13 protein-coding genes and 3 pseudogenes are annotated in these 14,730 nt (G+C 68.7%); 9 read left to right on the top strand and 7 right to left on the bottom strand.

All coding sequences use genetic code 11. The annotated features are described in order from the left end of the window. Window positions 1-165: 165 nt before the first annotated feature. Window positions 166-1,086, top strand: coding sequence for an alpha/beta hydrolase (locus ACFY0T_RS41755; protein ID WP_388883405.1), 921 nt, complete (start codon window positions 166-168; stop codon window positions 1,084-1,086). Between the two features lie 117 nt (window positions 1,087-1,203). Here the strand turns inward: ACFY0T_RS41755 and ACFY0T_RS41750 are convergent, their stop codons facing one another. After that, complete coding sequence (locus ACFY0T_RS41750; RefSeq protein WP_388883403.1) at window positions 1,204-1,632, bottom strand: hypothetical protein; 429 nt, start codon at window positions 1,630-1,632, stop codon at window positions 1,204-1,206. A 118-nt stretch (window positions 1,633-1,750) separates the two neighbouring features. Between ACFY0T_RS41750 and ACFY0T_RS41745 the strand changes: the two genes are divergently transcribed. After that, window positions 1,751-2,290, top strand: a complete 540-nt coding sequence (locus ACFY0T_RS41745) for a CGNR zinc finger domain-containing protein (protein WP_388883401.1) — start codon at window positions 1,751-1,753, stop codon at window positions 2,288-2,290. A gap of 76 nt (window positions 2,291-2,366) precedes the next feature. Here the strand turns inward: ACFY0T_RS41745 and ACFY0T_RS41740 are convergent. Both ACFY0T_RS41740 and ACFY0T_RS41735 read right to left on the bottom strand, forming a co-directional pair. Continuing rightward, window positions 2,367-2,489 (bottom strand): annotated as a pseudogene (locus tag ACFY0T_RS41740) (DNA starvation/stationary phase protection protein); the annotation flags it as partial. 46 nt (window positions 2,490-2,535) lie between these two features. Continuing rightward, window positions 2,536-2,898 (bottom strand): annotated as a pseudogene (locus ACFY0T_RS41735) (DUF6924 domain-containing protein); the annotation flags it as partial. 172 nt (window positions 2,899-3,070) lie between these two features. On the opposite strand from ACFY0T_RS41735, the gene ACFY0T_RS41730 reads away from it, so the two are divergent. Beyond that, entirely contained in the window at window positions 3,071-3,196 is a 126-nt protein-coding gene (locus ACFY0T_RS41730; protein WP_388883399.1) for a hypothetical protein, read from the top strand. Window positions 3,197-3,250: 54 nt separating this feature from the next. Next, on the top strand, window positions 3,251-3,430 hold the full coding sequence (locus tag ACFY0T_RS41725) for a hypothetical protein (RefSeq protein ID WP_388883397.1): 180 nt from the start codon (window positions 3,251-3,253) through the stop codon (window positions 3,428-3,430). Here the strand turns inward: ACFY0T_RS41725 and ACFY0T_RS41720 are convergent. After that, entirely contained in the window at window positions 3,414-4,739 is a 1,326-nt protein-coding gene (locus ACFY0T_RS41720) for a glycoside hydrolase family 9 protein (RefSeq protein ID WP_388883395.1), read from the bottom strand. The two genes, ACFY0T_RS41725 and ACFY0T_RS41720, sit on opposite strands and share 17 nt — an antisense overlap. A 91-nt stretch (window positions 4,740-4,830) precedes the next feature. After that, window positions 4,831-4,995, bottom strand: coding sequence for a cellulase N-terminal Ig-like domain-containing protein (locus ACFY0T_RS41715; protein ID WP_388883444.1), 165 nt, complete (start codon window positions 4,993-4,995; stop codon window positions 4,831-4,833). Between the two features lie 11 nt (window positions 4,996-5,006). Between ACFY0T_RS41715 and ACFY0T_RS41710 the strand changes: the two are divergent. Further along, a pseudogene (locus tag ACFY0T_RS41710) lies at window positions 5,007-5,531 on the top strand (aldehyde dehydrogenase family protein); the annotation flags it as partial. A gap of 60 nt (window positions 5,532-5,591) precedes the next feature. Here ACFY0T_RS41710 and ACFY0T_RS41705 read toward each other — a convergent pair. Beyond that, complete coding sequence (locus tag ACFY0T_RS41705; protein WP_388883393.1) at window positions 5,592-7,415, bottom strand: RICIN domain-containing protein; 1,824 nt, start codon at window positions 7,413-7,415, stop codon at window positions 5,592-5,594. Window positions 7,416-7,458: 43 nt separating this feature from the next. Then, the gene (locus ACFY0T_RS41700; RefSeq protein ID WP_388883391.1) at window positions 7,459-10,143 is read right to left on the bottom strand and encodes a cellulosome protein; all 2,685 of its coding nucleotides are present in this window, start codon (window positions 10,141-10,143) and stop codon (window positions 7,459-7,461) included. Between the two features lie 310 nt (window positions 10,144-10,453). On the opposite strand from ACFY0T_RS41700, the gene ACFY0T_RS41695 reads away from it, so the two are divergent. The 4 genes from ACFY0T_RS41695 (at window position 10,454) to ACFY0T_RS41680 (ending at window position 14,712) form a co-directional block, all read left to right on the top strand. Continuing rightward, the gene (locus tag ACFY0T_RS41695) at window positions 10,454-11,494 is read left to right on the top strand and encodes a LacI family DNA-binding transcriptional regulator (protein WP_388883389.1); all 1,041 of its coding nucleotides are present in this window, start codon (window positions 10,454-10,456) and stop codon (window positions 11,492-11,494) included. A gap of 137 nt (window positions 11,495-11,631) precedes the next feature. Further along, window positions 11,632-12,873, top strand: a complete 1,242-nt coding sequence (locus ACFY0T_RS41690) for an extracellular solute-binding protein (protein WP_388883387.1) — start codon at window positions 11,632-11,634, stop codon at window positions 12,871-12,873. A 10-nt stretch (window positions 12,874-12,883) separates the two neighbouring features. Next, window positions 12,884-13,864, top strand: coding sequence for a carbohydrate ABC transporter permease (locus tag ACFY0T_RS41685; RefSeq protein ID WP_388883385.1), 981 nt, complete (start codon window positions 12,884-12,886; stop codon window positions 13,862-13,864). Next, on the top strand, window positions 13,861-14,712 hold the full coding sequence (locus ACFY0T_RS41680; RefSeq protein WP_388883383.1) for a carbohydrate ABC transporter permease: 852 nt from the start codon (window positions 13,861-13,863) through the stop codon (window positions 14,710-14,712). Before ACFY0T_RS41685 ends, ACFY0T_RS41680 begins: the two co-directional genes overlap by 4 nt. The last annotated feature ends 18 nt before the right edge of the window (window positions 14,713-14,730 follow it).

The following is a 14,730-nucleotide window of genomic DNA, read 5'->3' as shown; positions in this document are numbered from 1 at the left end:
GCCGCTGCGCCGGGGACGGCACATGTGTGAGGGGGCAGGTTCTTTCCCAGGCAGAAACCTGACTCTCCCGCGGGCGGGGCGGGTGGCGGATGGTGGATGTGTGCCCGGCACGGATCGGGTGCTCCACGACATCGTCTGTCACCGTTTTCAAGGAGTGTTGTTTCCATGGCCAGGACCCGTGTCAGTTTCGACAGCGCCGGTATCGAGATCGCGGCGCACCTCTACACCCCCGACAGCCCGGCTGCCGAGCGCCGTCCGGCGCTGGTGGTCGGACACCCGGGGACCGGGGTGAAGGAGCAGACCTCCGGTACCTACGCGCAGCTGATGGCCGAGCGCGGGTTCGTCGCCCTCGCCTTCGACGCCGCCTACCAGGGCGAGTCCGGCGGTCTGCCCCGCGGACTGGAAGACCCCGCCCAGCGCGTGGAGGACTTCAAGGCCGCCGTCTCCTACCTCACCACCCGCGACGAGGTCGACCCCGACCGCATCGGCCTGCTCGGCATCTGCGCCTCCGGCGGCTACTCGCTGGCCGCCACCGGCGGCGACCACCGCGTCAAGGCCGTCGCCACCGTCTGCACCGCCGAACCCGCCCGCCAGTTCCGCTACGGCGCCGACGGCTCCCAGGACCCGGCCGTCTTCCAGACCCTCCTGGACGCCGCTGCCCAGGCCCGCACCCGCGCCGCTCGCGGCGAGGACCCCGGCGTGATGACGATGTTCCCCGACACCGCCGAACAAGCGGGCGCCCTTGGCGGCGAACACGGCATCGAGGGCTGGGAGTACTACTGCGGCCCCCGCGGCCACCACGAGCGCTCCGCGAAGTACCTCGCCTGGGACAGCATCGACAAGATGGCCTCCAGCGACGTCTTCCGCGCCGTCCCCCTCATCGTCCCCCGCCCCATCCTGCAGATCATCGGCGAACGCGCCGTGACCGCCTGGATGGCCATCGAGGCCCACCAGGCCGCCACCGGCCCCAAGGAACTACACCGCATCCCCGGCGCCAGCCACGTCGACCTCTACGACAAGCGCGAATACATCGACCCTGCCGTCGACAAGCTCACCGACTACTTCACCACCCACCTCGACAAGTGACCGACTGAGGCCACGTACGGGCGACATGACGAAGGGGCCGACAGCTCACGCTGTCGGCCCCTCATCGTGTGAGCCGTACCGCACCGTTGGCCCCGCGGATCAGGGGCCGGGAGCGGGTCACTTCGCCTGCAGGGGTCCTGCGAAGGACTTGCGCAGGGACGCAGGAGCGGCCAGGGGGAGGAGCGCGGCGAGCATCTTGCCCTTGACCGTGCTCGGCTGCCGCGTCAGCTCGACGTCGACCCGGGTGCCGTCGCCCTCGGGGGTCATCCGGAAGACCCAGCCGCCGCCGGCTCCGAAGAGCTTGGAGTCGAGCGTGGTGATGGTGACCGTGTCACCGGTCGGCTCCCACTCGTAGCGTGCGTGCTCCCAGGCCGCGGCGGTCCCCTCGGTGACCTCGGCCCAGGTGTCGCCGAGTTCGTGAACCTCGAAGTGTTCGGCGTCGATCGTGGGCCAGGCCTCGGCGCGCGAGGGGCCGAAGTCGGTCAGCACCTCCAGCACATCCTTCGGGCCGAGCTGGGAGACGAGATGGAACCGTACGACTGCCATGGGATTTCCTCACCGAGAAGTAACCGTTCTGACCGGTGACGAGAGATTCCCACGGCGGCTCATCACCTGTCAAGACGGTTACTCTGAAGGGTGTCCAGCCGCCTGTCAGGAGGGTCACGTGAGATATGTGTTTCCATGCGGGACGCCCACACTCGACTTCGTGGGTACCCTGCAGGAGCGGCGAGCGCCGGTTCCGATCGAGCGGATCGGCTCCCCCGGGCTGCTCGACTCCTGGTTCGTCGAGTCCGGGCTGCTCGACGAGAGGCCCGGATCCGGCCAGGCGGACCTTCGCGCGGCGACGGAGCTGCGAGAGGCGATCTACTCACTGGTCAGGGCATGTCTCACCGGCCGTCCCCTGCCCGCCGGGGCGGTCGCCACGGTGAACCGGCAGGCCGCCGGGGTGCCGGTGGCGATGCGCTTGGGCTCCGCGGGCACCAGCTGTTCCGGTAGAGCCTCCCAGGCCCTCACCGACCTCGCCCGCGAGGCGGTCGAGATCATCGCCGGCGGGGATGCGGCGCTGCTGCGCGAGTGCGGACACCCCGACTGTACGCACGTCTACCTCGACCGCTCCCGGGGCCGCCGACGGGAATGGTGCGCGATGCGGACCTGCGGGAACCGCGTCAAGGCAGCCTCCTTGCGGGCACGTCGCCGAAGGTGAGCGGCCCTGTGTCCGGGCGCCGCGCACACGTGCCCGAGCGGGGACGGTCCCCTCGTACGGAACCGCCCCGCATCCCTCAACTGCGGTTCTCGGCCTGGAACATCCAGCTCTGCTTCTCCAGGTCGGCGGTCAGGCCGATCAGCAGATCCTGTGTCACTGCGTCCGCCGGACCGGTCACCTCGATGCGCTCCTGCACTCGTTCGAAACTCCTCCCAGTCCATGTTGGTGAGAGAGATGTTGTTCTTGATCGACCACAACTGGCTTGCGATGACCCTGAGTTCGTCGAATCCCCGCTCCGTCCTGTCGCCGTCCGTACCGTCGTCGCTGTCCTCGCCCGTCCTCATGACGGACAGCAGCGGCATCTCTGATCCCGTCAGGGCCCTGTTGTCCGCCACGATCAGCAGGTCGTTCTCGGCGGGCGCGAGCGTGACGATCTGCTCGGCGGTCAGATCGCGGTAGGCGGGGTCGTCCACGATGTGCAGCGCTGCGCGGAAGCCGTCCTTCTCGTCGGGAGTGGTGACAACGGTGCGAAGGCGCTGCCAGGCCGCCTCGTCGGAGAAGTCGGGGCGGATCGGCAAGGTGTGTTCGGTGTGCGGAAGGTTACTCATGCCGGTCTCCTGACAGGGGTGAGGCCGAGTTGGCCTGGATATGTTAGCCAGTCCAACAGCTCACACGTATTAAAGCATCACCGCCTTGACGGGTGACGAATCGGAGTGCAAGCTGAAAGCGGTCCCGTCGACCGACACGACCCGCCCACGATCGACGAAGTGGAGGCTGGTCATGAACCAGGAAGCCACGATGGACGCACTGGCGGAGTCCGCGCCGAACGGCGGGGTGAACGCCTCGTCCGAGGGCACGGGTGCGTGGCGCACCTTCTCGTGTCTGGCCCTCGACCTGGGGCTGTAGCACTCAAGCGCAGGACCGCATCGCACGAGCACGCACCGCCGACAGGGGCAGATCATGAACACGTACGAGTACCCCCTCTTCCCGGGCCGCCTGGGCAATGAACAGGAGGCCCTCGAGGAACTTCTCCGCCGGGTCAACTGCAACGATCGGCGGGAGCCGGACCGGGAGGCCGAGGAGTACACCAGAAGGACACGCCAGCTGGCTGCCGTCACGTTTCTCAGCGCTGTGCTGTGACCGCCGCGTCCGCGATGAGTGAGAGGGCGAGCAGGGCGGTCGCCGTGAAGTCGTCCGCCGGTTCGACCGTCTGCCAGGCGGCTACGTCGTCGACGTAGCCGGCGTCGCGCCCGTCGAAGTCGGACCACCGGTGTCCGGACAGCTCGGCGGAGCACCGACGCATGCCGTCGAGCCTCTCCAGGCCCCCCAGCAGGTCCGCCTTGTTGGGGCCGTTGACCACGGCGCCCCGCAGGATGTCCCCCCGCCTGGTGTGGCTCATGGCGAGGTTCGCCACCTGGTGCTCCGGGCAGTGCGGGTACGTTTGGCCCACGCCGATGACGAAGCTGGTACCCCAGGCGTTGGCACCGAAGACCCAGCCCCGCTGCCGGGCGGCGAACGCGTCGTAGCGGTGGTCACCCGTGGCGCGCGCGTAGAGCCCGGCGGTGGCCACCAGCCCGAAGGCGCGCGGCACGGCGTCGCACTCGATGAGGACGACACCCGCGCCGAACGGGTCCCGCGCGGCCTGCCGTGTGCCGTGCGCCAGCTGCCGCCTGAGGTCCGCTTCGAGCGTGTGCCTCGTGTCCTCGTCCAGCCCGGGCGAGGACAGCAGATCCGCGTGGGCGAGTGCGCTGACGTCCCACACGTCCAGGGTGCTGCGCTCGTCGGACCGGAGGTACGCTTTCGCCCATCCAGCCGCCTCCCGCTGCCACCGCGCGCTCCGCTCGTCACCCAACTCCCGTGCCGCGCACGCGAGTTCCATGGCCGCCCACTCCATGTCGTCCCGCCACGAGACCCCCGCCAGGTTGGGAGTGACGGGCTCGCCGGGGGTGTTGGCGCGGAAGACGGGACGGTACTTCACCAGGTGGTCGGGGTCGCCCGGCCGTACGGAGAGGGCGTCGTCCTCCTCCGGCAGGCGCCACACGTCGTGGTCGCCGCGCAGCCGTGCGTTGCCGCTGCCGAGGCCGACCTGGGGGTACAGGACGTCGTCCGGGCCGTCCCACATCCGGTCCAGCCAGTCCAACCCGTGCTCCGCCTCCGCCAGAAGCCCCGGCACCGGAGGTGTGTCGCGCACGGCGGTCAGCATCTGCCCGACCACGTACGACGTGGTGTGTGTGAACTTGAGGAAGTCACCGGCGTCGAACCAGCCCCCGGACATGTCGACGGGTCCCGCGACCTCGGTCAGGGCCGTGTCGGTCATGTGCTCGTCGGCGGAGTCGTACGGCGGGAGCGCGTACACGACGGCGTGCTCGTCGGTGAGGTGGGAGGCCGCTCGGCCGGTCTGTTCGAGCAGTACGTCGCCGCCGTCCCGCTGGGTGCGGAAGAAGCGCACGCTGTCCGCGCGCAGCGGGTCCGTCAGCTGCCCAGCCGAGACGACCCGAAGCGGACGACCGGCTGTCGGCGGAGCCCGTCATCAGCAGCCGTTAGGTGCCGTCCCGGCGGAGCGCCGACAGGTCGACGGTGCGGACGGTGTCGTAGGCGGCGTTCCAGGAACCGGCCGAGGGGCCGAGGCCGCCGCGCAGAACGGTGCGCCCGCGCTCGTCGACCACCGTGAAGCCGGCATCGGCCAGGACGTCGCCGTCTCCCATGACGTAGGCACATGGGTTCACTGATCTCCTTCAAGCAGCGCGACCGGGTTGCCGCCATGGTCGAGGCCGCCCGCCGGGCCGGAGCCACGATCGTGCGCGGCGGGCGGATGCCCGATGGGTCGCTGGGCCGGGCCGCCTACTACGAGCCCACTCTCGTAACCGACGCGGCGCAGGACTCCGCCATCGTCCAGCAGGAGATCTTCGGACCGGTCCTCGTCTGCCTGCCCTTCGACAACGACGACGAGGCCATCCGGCTGGCCAACGACACGCCTTACGGTCTGGCCGCCTCGGCCTGGACGAGCAACGTCTTCCGCGCCGGACGTGCCAGCCGCGAAATCCAGGCTGGCTGTGTCTGGATCAACGACCACATCCCGATCATCAGTGACATGCCGCACGGCGGCTACAAGGCCTCCGGCTTCGGCAAGGACATGTCGGCCTACTCCTTCGACGAGTACACCAACATCAAGCACGTCATGACGGAGATTACGGGCGCCCCGCACAAGTCCTGGCACGACGTGGTCTTCACCGGCCGCTGACGGTGTCTGGTGAGGTGCCGCCCTCTCCTCACCCATTGCCGGGGAGCAGAGGGCAGGGGCTCAGGCCTTGCCTTGCAGACGCCAGATCTGGTTCTTCTTGGTGCTGAGGGCGCTTGCGGGGTCGCAGGTCCACTGGTGGATCAGGGCCCGGGGCTGGGTGGAGACGTTGGAGACGTCGACGCACTTGCCGCTGTGCACGGCGACGAGCTGGTAGTCGTGGCTGTTGCCGAGTGCCGTGACGGGGTTGAGGGTGAACATCTGGTTGGTCTGCCCGTTGCAGGTGTACTGGTCGACGGCGGCACCGTCGGCCGTCGACGCACCCGCAACATCAAGGCACTTGCCGCTGAGCTCGTTGACGACGGTGTAGGTGTTCGTCCGGCCGGACACCGGTTTGAGGTCGAGCATCTGCTGGTAGCCGCCCTCGCAGTAGTACTGCTGGTACTGGGTGCTGTTGGCGGTGCTGAGATTGGTGTCGTCCAGGCACTGGCCGCTGTTCTGGCTGACGGCGACCGTGGAGACGGTGGTGTTGGAGGGCGGCAGCAGGGTGACGGTGTAGCCGTCCTTGGCGTTCGACCAGGGGAGGGTCAGCGAGGCGGCGTTGTTGCTGACCGTCAGGGTGGTGTCGGAGATCGTCTCGGGCCCGGTCACCGCGGCTCCGTTGTTGTAGGGGACGCGCTGGACGACGGCACGGACCTTGCTGTTCTCCACCACTGAAGTCGTGTTCAGGCCGGTGAGGTTGACGGTGACCGTGCCGGTGTTGCCGTTGCTGCCGAGCAGCACCTTGGCGTTCTTCGCGGTGTTGTCCTTGGTGGCCAGGCCGTCGGTGCCGGTGCCCGGGACCAGGTTCACGATGTTGCCGGTCTGCGAGCCGTAGTAGCGGTACATGAACCACTCGCCGAGCGGCAGGTACTGGCCGGCGCTGTTCTTGGTGAGCAGGTTGGCCTCGTAGTCGTGCAGGTTCGTGCCCGAGGCCCAGTTGCCGCGCAGGCCGTCGGCGCCGGCGCGCTCCAGACGGCCGATGAACCAGGCGCCGCCGCCCGGGGACTGCATGGACAGTGTGGCGTACTCGTTGATCTGGTACGGCCGGGAGTTGGTCAACCCCGCTGCGGCGAGGGTCGAGTTGGCGCGGCCCACGTCGGTGACCGGGTCACCCGGCTCGTCGTGCCAACTCCAGGTGTCCGGGGCGACGTTGTTGGCCTTGACGTAGGAAAGGAAGGTCGTCCACCAGGAGTTGGAGGAGTTCGGCTGGCTCGCGGTGCTGGGGCCGACGATCAGCTGGTTCGGGAAGGCGGCCCGTACCTTGGCGTAGAACCGCGACCACATCTGCAGGTACTGGCTCTGTGGGGCGCCCCAGAAGTTGCTGCCGTCGGGCTCGTTCCACAGGTCCCACTGGACGGTCATGTTGTTGGCCTTGACGTCGCCGATGAGCTGGGTGACGAAGTTGTCGAACTGCGTCCAGTCACCGTTGTCGCCGGGCCAGCCCTGGCTGGTGGTGCCGTCGGCGCCCCACAGGTCGTGCGGGAGCAAAACGAACGTGCCGCCCAGGGCGACCGTCCGCTTGTACTGGGCGAGCGTGGAGTTCCAGCGGGTCTGGTAGTCGGCGAGGCTGGTGGCGTAGCCGCCGCTGTTGAGCTGGGCGCCGCCGGCCCGCATGAAGTGCCACTTGATGTCCTTGAAGAAGTGGTCCTGGGGCAGCGAGCCGTCCGGGGTCATCCCGTAGATCGTGCCGGAGGCGTGGTACGTGGGAGCGCCTCCGGCGGTGGCGAAGTCCACGGTGACGCTGGTGTCGGCGGCGTGCGAGGCGGTGGCGGGCAGCAGGCTCGCCGCCAGGGCGGCCAGCAGGACGGCGGTTCTCGACAGCGGGCGTGGTGAACGCAGATGCATGAGCGGCTCTTTCGTCTGTGGAGGGAGGAGGGACGTTCGCCCGCTACTTCTCGGCGAGCGGGGTGACGGCGATCCGGTCGATGACCGGTGCGTACGGGGACCGCTGGTCGTACTGGTTGTAGGTGTCGCCGTTGAAGTCGGGCAGCTCCTCCGCGGTGAAGGTGAGCCGGTTCGTGCCCTTCTTCAGCGTCACCGGGACGGTCAGGTCCCAGAAGTTGTTGAAGTGGAAGGTCGTCGGGAACAGCACCCGGCGGGCCGGTCCGCCGTTGACCGAGAGGTCGGCGTGCCGGGCGATCGGGTCGGGGTTGTAGTGGGTGGCGGGCGCCTGTTCGGCGTTGGAGTAGCGGATGGTCACCGCGTGCCGCCCGGACCGCGCGGCGACGACATCGACCGTGAGCGCGTTGGCCTTTCCGTCGCCGACATCGGTGACCGCCTTCCCGCCGGAGGCGAACGTGTAGGCGTCGGTCACCTTGGCGGTGCCCGTCAGGGTGCCGTCCTCCGCCTGGTACACCTTGGTCGTCAGGGCACCGCTGGACGGGCCGACCCGCAGCCGGTCGAGGGCCAGTTCGTGTGAGGCGCCGGTGACGGTGATCTTGTTGATGCCGCCGGACAGGAACATCCGGACCCGGTCGGTGCCCTTCCTGCCACCCCCGACCTCGGACACGTCGAGCTTCTCGCCGTTGAGGGAAAGGCTCGCCCGACCACCGCCCAAGTGGTCGACGGACACGGTCGATTCACTGTCGGTGGGGGAGTAGACCCAGAAGGTGGCGGAGTCGCCCTTGGCCAGTGGTACGGCGCCGGGACCTGAGGCGCCGGGGTAGGTGTAGCTGGGCCGGGTTCCGGAGAGGGTGGCGTACTCGGCCTCGTAGATCGCCGGCGCGGTCACATGCTCGTCGCGCAGCGACAGGTCGATCTTGTCGATGATGGCGTCGCCCTTGGTGGCGCCGAGGTCGGGGTCCTTCGCGGCGAGCGTGATGCGGTGCTTGCCCGCGGTCAGCTTCACCGTGGTGTCGGTGTGGCCCCAGACCACCCACTTGTAGCCGAGCGGCAGCCGCAGCTCCTGTGGGTCCTCGCCGTCGACGCGCAGGAAGACGTTGGTGGGGCCCTGTTCCTTCACCAACAGGTTGTAGGAGTTGGCGAACACGCTCAGGTCGTAGCTGCCGTCCTGCGGCACGTCCACGTCGAAGGAGAGCACCCCGTCGGAGCTGGTGCGCAGGCCGCCGACGTTGTAGTTGCCGGAGGTGGCGAACCCGCCGACGTTGGAGGGCGTGCCCTCGGGGCCGTTCTTGGAGTAGCCGCTGCCGGTGTAGGTGGCGTTCTCCGCCTCGTACGTCTTGCGCCAGCCGACGGACGGTTCGGCCGGGACGCCGCTGTTGCCGCCGGGGGAGAGGATGACCTGGTACGCCGACATCTCGTTCATACCGGTCATGGGGAGGGTCACGGTGCCGTCCGCCCCGACGGCGAGCTCCTGGTCCGCAAGGCGCAGTGGCTGGGCCGAGTCGCCGACCTGGCCGGTCCAGGGGATCTCCTGGACGGTGGCGTGCACGGTCGTGCCGAACAGTTTGGGGTCGATGTTCTTGAAGACGACGTTCGCGTCGCCGCTCTTGCCGCCGAAGAGCGCTCTCGACTGCTGCTTGCTCTCGTCGAGCGTGGCGACGCCCTGGAGGGTGTACTGCTGGTTGGGGTGCGGGGCGGTCACCTGCACCGTGTGGCCGGACATCTGGCCGTAGGCGTTGAACAGCCACCACTGGCCGTTGCCCTTGTTGGCCTCGACGGCGGAGTCGTTGAGATTGCCGTCGATGTTCCAGTACGCCAGGTCGGCGTCGATCTTGGACTCCTCGATGGCGGAGACCCACTGCACGACCTGGCCGGGTACGGAGAGGTGGTAGTTGTGGCCGTACTCGTTGACGTTGACGGGCAGCGGGCCGACGCCGACGTCCTTCTCCATCTGCCGGTATTTCGCCACGTTGGTGCGGACCGCGGCAGGCGACGACAACTCGTGCCAGGTCATCACGTCGGGGACGACGTCATTGGCCTTGGCGTACTGGAGGAAGCCCTTGACCTGGTTGTAGAGGATGCTGGTGTTGGGGCCGGCGATACGGGCGTCCGGGTCGAGGCCCTTGATGAGGTGGTAGACCTCCTTCCAGGCCTCGAAGTAGTACTGCGGGTCGTTCAGCCAGGAGGTCTTGTTGTAGCTCCACTCGCCGGTGCCGAACATGTTCCCTTCGGGTTCGTTGAAGGGGACGTAGACGACGTGGTCCTTGTAGTCGCCCATGGTCAGGACCTGCTGGACCTGCTTCTTGATCTTGTCCTTGAAGTCGGCGAGCCGCGCTGGACCGTCCGCGCCCGGCCACTGGTACGGGAAGCCGCGGTAGATGTCGGTCATGTAGATGTAGACGTCCTTGCCGCCGGAGTCCACGAACGGCGGCAGCATCTCCAGGACGTCCGCTCCCGGATGCTGGGGCCCGTCCTGCGCCTTCGTCGACACCGTACGGACGTGCATGCCCTCGAGGACGTTGCGGCTGGGCACGCCGTCGCCGTAGACGCCGTAGAGCGAGCCGGAGGCGCCGCCGTGGAAGGCTCCGGTGTCGTTGGCCAGGTCGATCGTGAGCTGCTCCGGCTCGGCGGCGTGGGCGGAGCCGGCGGTGGGTGCGGCAAGTAGGGCGGCGAGGGCCGCGACGGCGGTGGCGCCGGCGCCGGCACTTGTTCTGCTGCGTCTGGATCGCACTGAGGTCTCCGTGGGGTGATCCGTCCGGTCTGGGAAACGAACCGGTTCGATGCACATCGAGCTGGGCGGGCCCGGTGCGGTGCGGCTCGAATCGGGTGGCATGGCGAGGATGTGCGGCTGTGTCGAACCGGTTCGCCGGAAGCTAGCACCGGTGAAAAAGGGCCAGCAATACCCCCGACACGGACTGGACCGGGATTTCCCCGAAGTGTGCGTGAAGTATTGACAGGCGCCCCGACCCCTCCTAACTTCCCTTCACGCGAACCGGTTCGACAGTCGGCTCGCACTCGAACCGGTTCGACGAAGGAGTCCCGTGAACATCGGTGAGATCGCCCGACGGGCCGGTGTCTCGCGGAGCACCGTCTCGTACGCGCTCAGCGGCAAGCGTCCCGTGTCGGACGACACCCGGCTGAAGATCCAGCGGGTCATCGACGAACTGGGCTACCGGCCCAACGCGAGCGCCCGTGCCCTGGCCAACGGCCGGACCAGCACCCTCGGCCTGGTCTTCCCGCCCGCCGGCACCCACTACACCGGCATGCAGCTGGACTTCATCGGCAGCGTCGTGGAAGCTGCGGCGGCCTATGACTACGACGTGCTGCTCTCCCCGAGCGGCGTGGACAGCGACCGTTCGTTCCAGCGGCTGCTGGCCGAGCGGCGGGTGGACGGCGCGATCCTGATGGAGATCAGGCTCCAGGACGACCGGATCGACCACTTGGTCGCCGAGAACTTCCCCGCCGTCTGCATCGGCCGCACCGCGCAGCCGGACGGCGACTGGTGGGTGGGCCTTGACCACACCGCGCTGGCGGCCGCCTGCGTCCACCACCTCGCCGACCTGGGCCACCGCAGGATCGCCTTCGTGAACCGGCCCGAGCGCATGCTGCGCGCCGGGTACGAGTCGGCGCACCGCGGGCTGGATGGTTTCACCAAGGCCGCGGCCGAGCGCGGGCTCACCGTACGGACGTACTGCTGCGGCGACGACGCTCCCTCCGGCGAGGCCTGCGTGGAGCGGATCCTGCACGACGATCCGGCCACCACGGCGCTGGTCACGCTCAACGAGGCCGCGCTGGGCGGTATTTACCGCGGCCTGGCCGCGGCGGGCCGCCATGTGCCGCGTGACTTCTCCGTCACCGGCGTCGTGGCCGGCAGGTGGGCGGAGACGGTGACCCCGCAGCTCACCGCGGCGGACGTACCGGCGGAGCAGATGGGCCGCCTCGCCGTCGAACTCCTCGTCGAGCGGCTCGACCATCCCGACGCGGCGCCGCGCCACCACCTGCTCGCCCCGCCCATCTCCCTGCGCGCGAGCACCGGCCCCGCCCACACCCACCCGGAGGCCGGGCCCGGCTCGAACGCCTGACGCCCACCACTTCCCCCCCCCCCCACGTCCACAGCTCCGCTTCTTCACCGGCCGTGCCCGGCCGGCCGCTTCCCGACCCGCATCTTCGGCATGCCTTTCTTCGGCATGCCCCTGCCGAAAACACGAAGGAACGCGCCATGAACGGATCCACCGGACGGCGGCTCACCGCCGCGGCCCTGACCGTCGTCGCCCTCGCCACCGGCACCACCGCCTGCTCGTCCGGCGGCAGCTCGTCCGCGAAGGAGGAGGACAGCGGTACCTACACCATCTGGGACCCCTACCCGCAGTTCGCCAAGAACTCGGCCTGGGCGAAGCTGCTCGACGGCTGCGGCACCAAGGCCGGCGTGAAGATCAAGCGGACCGCGTTCGACACCAGCGACCTGGCGAACAAGGCGCTGCTGGCGGCGCAGCAGGACAACTCCCCGGACGTGCTCATCGTCGACAACCCCGTGGTGTCGACCCTGGCGGAGGCGGGGGTGCTCACCACGACGGCCGACAACAAGGTGGACACCTCGAAGGTCGACCCCAACCTGCTCGCGGCCGGCCAGTCCGGCGGGAAGACGTACGGAACGCCGATCGGCGCCAACACCCTTGCCCTCTACTACAACAAGAAGGTCCTCAAGGCCGCGGGCGTCGACATCGCCTCGGTCAAGGACTGGCCGTCCCTGACGGCAGCCCTGGAGAAGGTCAAGAAGGCGGGCAAGAAGGGCATCACCTTCTCGGCGATCGGCACGGAGGAGGGCAGCTTCCAGTTCCTGCCGTGGTTCTGGGGCTCGGGCGCGAAGCTGACCCAACTCGACTCCCCCCAGGGGGAGTCGGCGCTGTCCCTGTGGAACGGCTGGCTGAAGAAGGGGTACGCCCCCAACTCGGTGCTCAACAACACCCAGACCACCAGCTGGCAGGAGTTCGCGACCGGCGACTACGCCTTCGCCGAGAACGGCACCTGGCAGCTCGCCAACGCCGAGAAAGCCGGCTTCGACTACGGGGTGCTCCCCATACCCGGCGCCTCCGGTGGCAACGCCGCCGCCCCGACCGGCGGCGAGTTCGTCACCGTCCCCGTCCAGGGCGACAGCGGCCGCTACACCACCGTACGCAAGCTGGTCTCCTGCCTGACCAGCACCGACAACCTCTACGCCACCGACACCACCCTGTCCTACGTGGCCCCCACCAGCGCGGTGCAGGACAAGCAGGTGGCTTCCGATGCCAAGTTGAAGCCGTGGGTCGAGGCGGTCAAGGCGGCCAAGGGACGCACCAGCGACGACCTCGGCACCAAGTACCCCAAGATCTCGGAGCAGATGTGGAAGGCGGTCCAGACGGCCCTCAGCGGTGCGAAGTCCCCCAAGGATGCGCTCACTTCGGCACAGGCGGCGGTCAAGTGACGTGGGCCCGATGAAGCAGACGACACATCCGCCGGGCCGCCGGCCGGCGCTCGACGGGATCGGGGCGGCCGCCGCCCCGCCCCCGGTCCGCACCGCACCCCGACGCCGCCCTCGCTCGCGGCAGTGGGCCGCCTGGGCTTTCCTCGCCCCGGTCACCCTCTACCTCGGCCTCTTCTACGCCTATCCGCTCTACCGCAACCTCGACCTGAGCCTGCGCCACTACACCGTCCGCTCCTTCGTCCAGGGCAACGCGCCCTTCACCGGCCTCGCCAACTACCGTACGGTCCTCGACGACCCGACCTTCGGCCCGGCACTGACCCACACCGTGGTGTTCACCGCCGTCTGCCTGTTCTTCCAGTACGCCATCGGGCTGGCCCTCGCGGTCTTCTTCAACCAGCACTTCCGGCTCTCCGCGACCCTGCGCGCCCTGTTCCTCGTACCGTGGCTGCTGCCGCTGATCGTGTCGGCGTCCACCTGGTCGTGGATGCTGAACAGCGACTCCGGCATCGTCAACGCAGCCCTCCACGTCGTCGGCATCGGTCCGGTGAACTGGCTGACGTCACCGTCGTGGTCGCTGACCTCGGTGATCATCGCCAACGTCTGGATCGGTATCCCGTTCAACCTGGTGGTGCTGTACAGCGGTCTGCAGGCGATCCCCGCGAGCCTGTACGAGGCGGCCGCCCTGGACGGCGCGAGCGCCTGGCGGCGCTTCTGGCACATCACCTTCCCGCTGCTGCGCCCGGTGTCCGCCATCACCCTGCTGCTGGGCCTGGTCTACACGCTCAAGGTCTTCGACATCATCTGGATCATGACCAAGGGCGGCCCGGCCGACTCCTCCACCACCTTTGCCACCTGGTCCTACCGGCTCGGCTTCGGCAACCTGCTGCCCGCCTTCGGCCCCGGCGCGGCCGTCGGGAATCTGCTGGTCGTCGCCGCCCTGGTCTTCGGCCTGGTGTATCTGAGGGTCCAGCGAAAGCAGTACGCCTCATGACGACCATCGCGACCGCACTCCGTCCGCGCGGGGGCCGCCGGACCACCTGGTGGAAGACGGCCACCGGTCTCGTCCTCACCGCGGTCATGCTCTTCCCGGTCTACTGGATGCTCAACGCGTCCTTCACCCGCGACCAGGACATCCGCAAGAGCCCGCCCGACCTGTTGCCCGTGCACGGCACGCTGGAGGGCTACCGGGCCGTCCTGGACGACCAGTTGCCCTACCTCGGCACCAGCCTCGTCATCGGCCTGGGCACCGTGATTCTCACCGTGGCGCTGGCCGCGCCCGCCGGCTACGCGCTGGCCAAACTGCGCCCCCGCGGCGGCGGCGTGCTCAGCTTCCTCTTCCTGGTCGCCCAGATGATCCCCGGCATCATCATGGCGATGGGCTTCTACACCATCTACCTCAGCCTCGGCCTGCTCCAGTCGGTGCCCGGCCTGATCGTCGCGGACTCGACGCTGGCCGTTCCCTTCGCGGTACTGATCTTCACCGCGTTCATGTCCGGCATTCCCGACGAACTGCTCCAGGCCGCGAAGACGGACGGCGCCGGACCCGTGCGCACCTTCTGGTCGATCGTGCTGCCCATGAGCCGCAACGCCGTCGTCACGGTGTCGCTGTTCGCGTTCCTGTGGTCCTGGTCCGACTTCGTCTTCGCCAGCACTCTCGCCAGCGGCGGCGCACACGAGCCGATCACCCTCGGCATCTACCACTACATCGGCAACAACAACCAGGAGTGGAACGCCATCATGGCCACCGCCGTCGTGGCCTCGCTGCCCGCCGCGGTGATCCTCGTCCTCGCCCAACGGTACGTCGCCGCCGGCGTGACCGCCGGAGCCGTGAAGGACTGACTCTCTCCTGGCAGCCTG

Origin of the sequence: Streptomyces sp. NPDC001530 (assembly GCF_042894545.1) — a bacterium.
Taxonomy (GTDB): Bacteria; Actinomycetota; Actinomycetes; order Streptomycetales; family Streptomycetaceae; genus Streptomyces.
The sequence above is the reverse complement of the archived record's forward strand: the minus strand, read 5'-3'. Positions and strand labels throughout refer to the sequence as shown.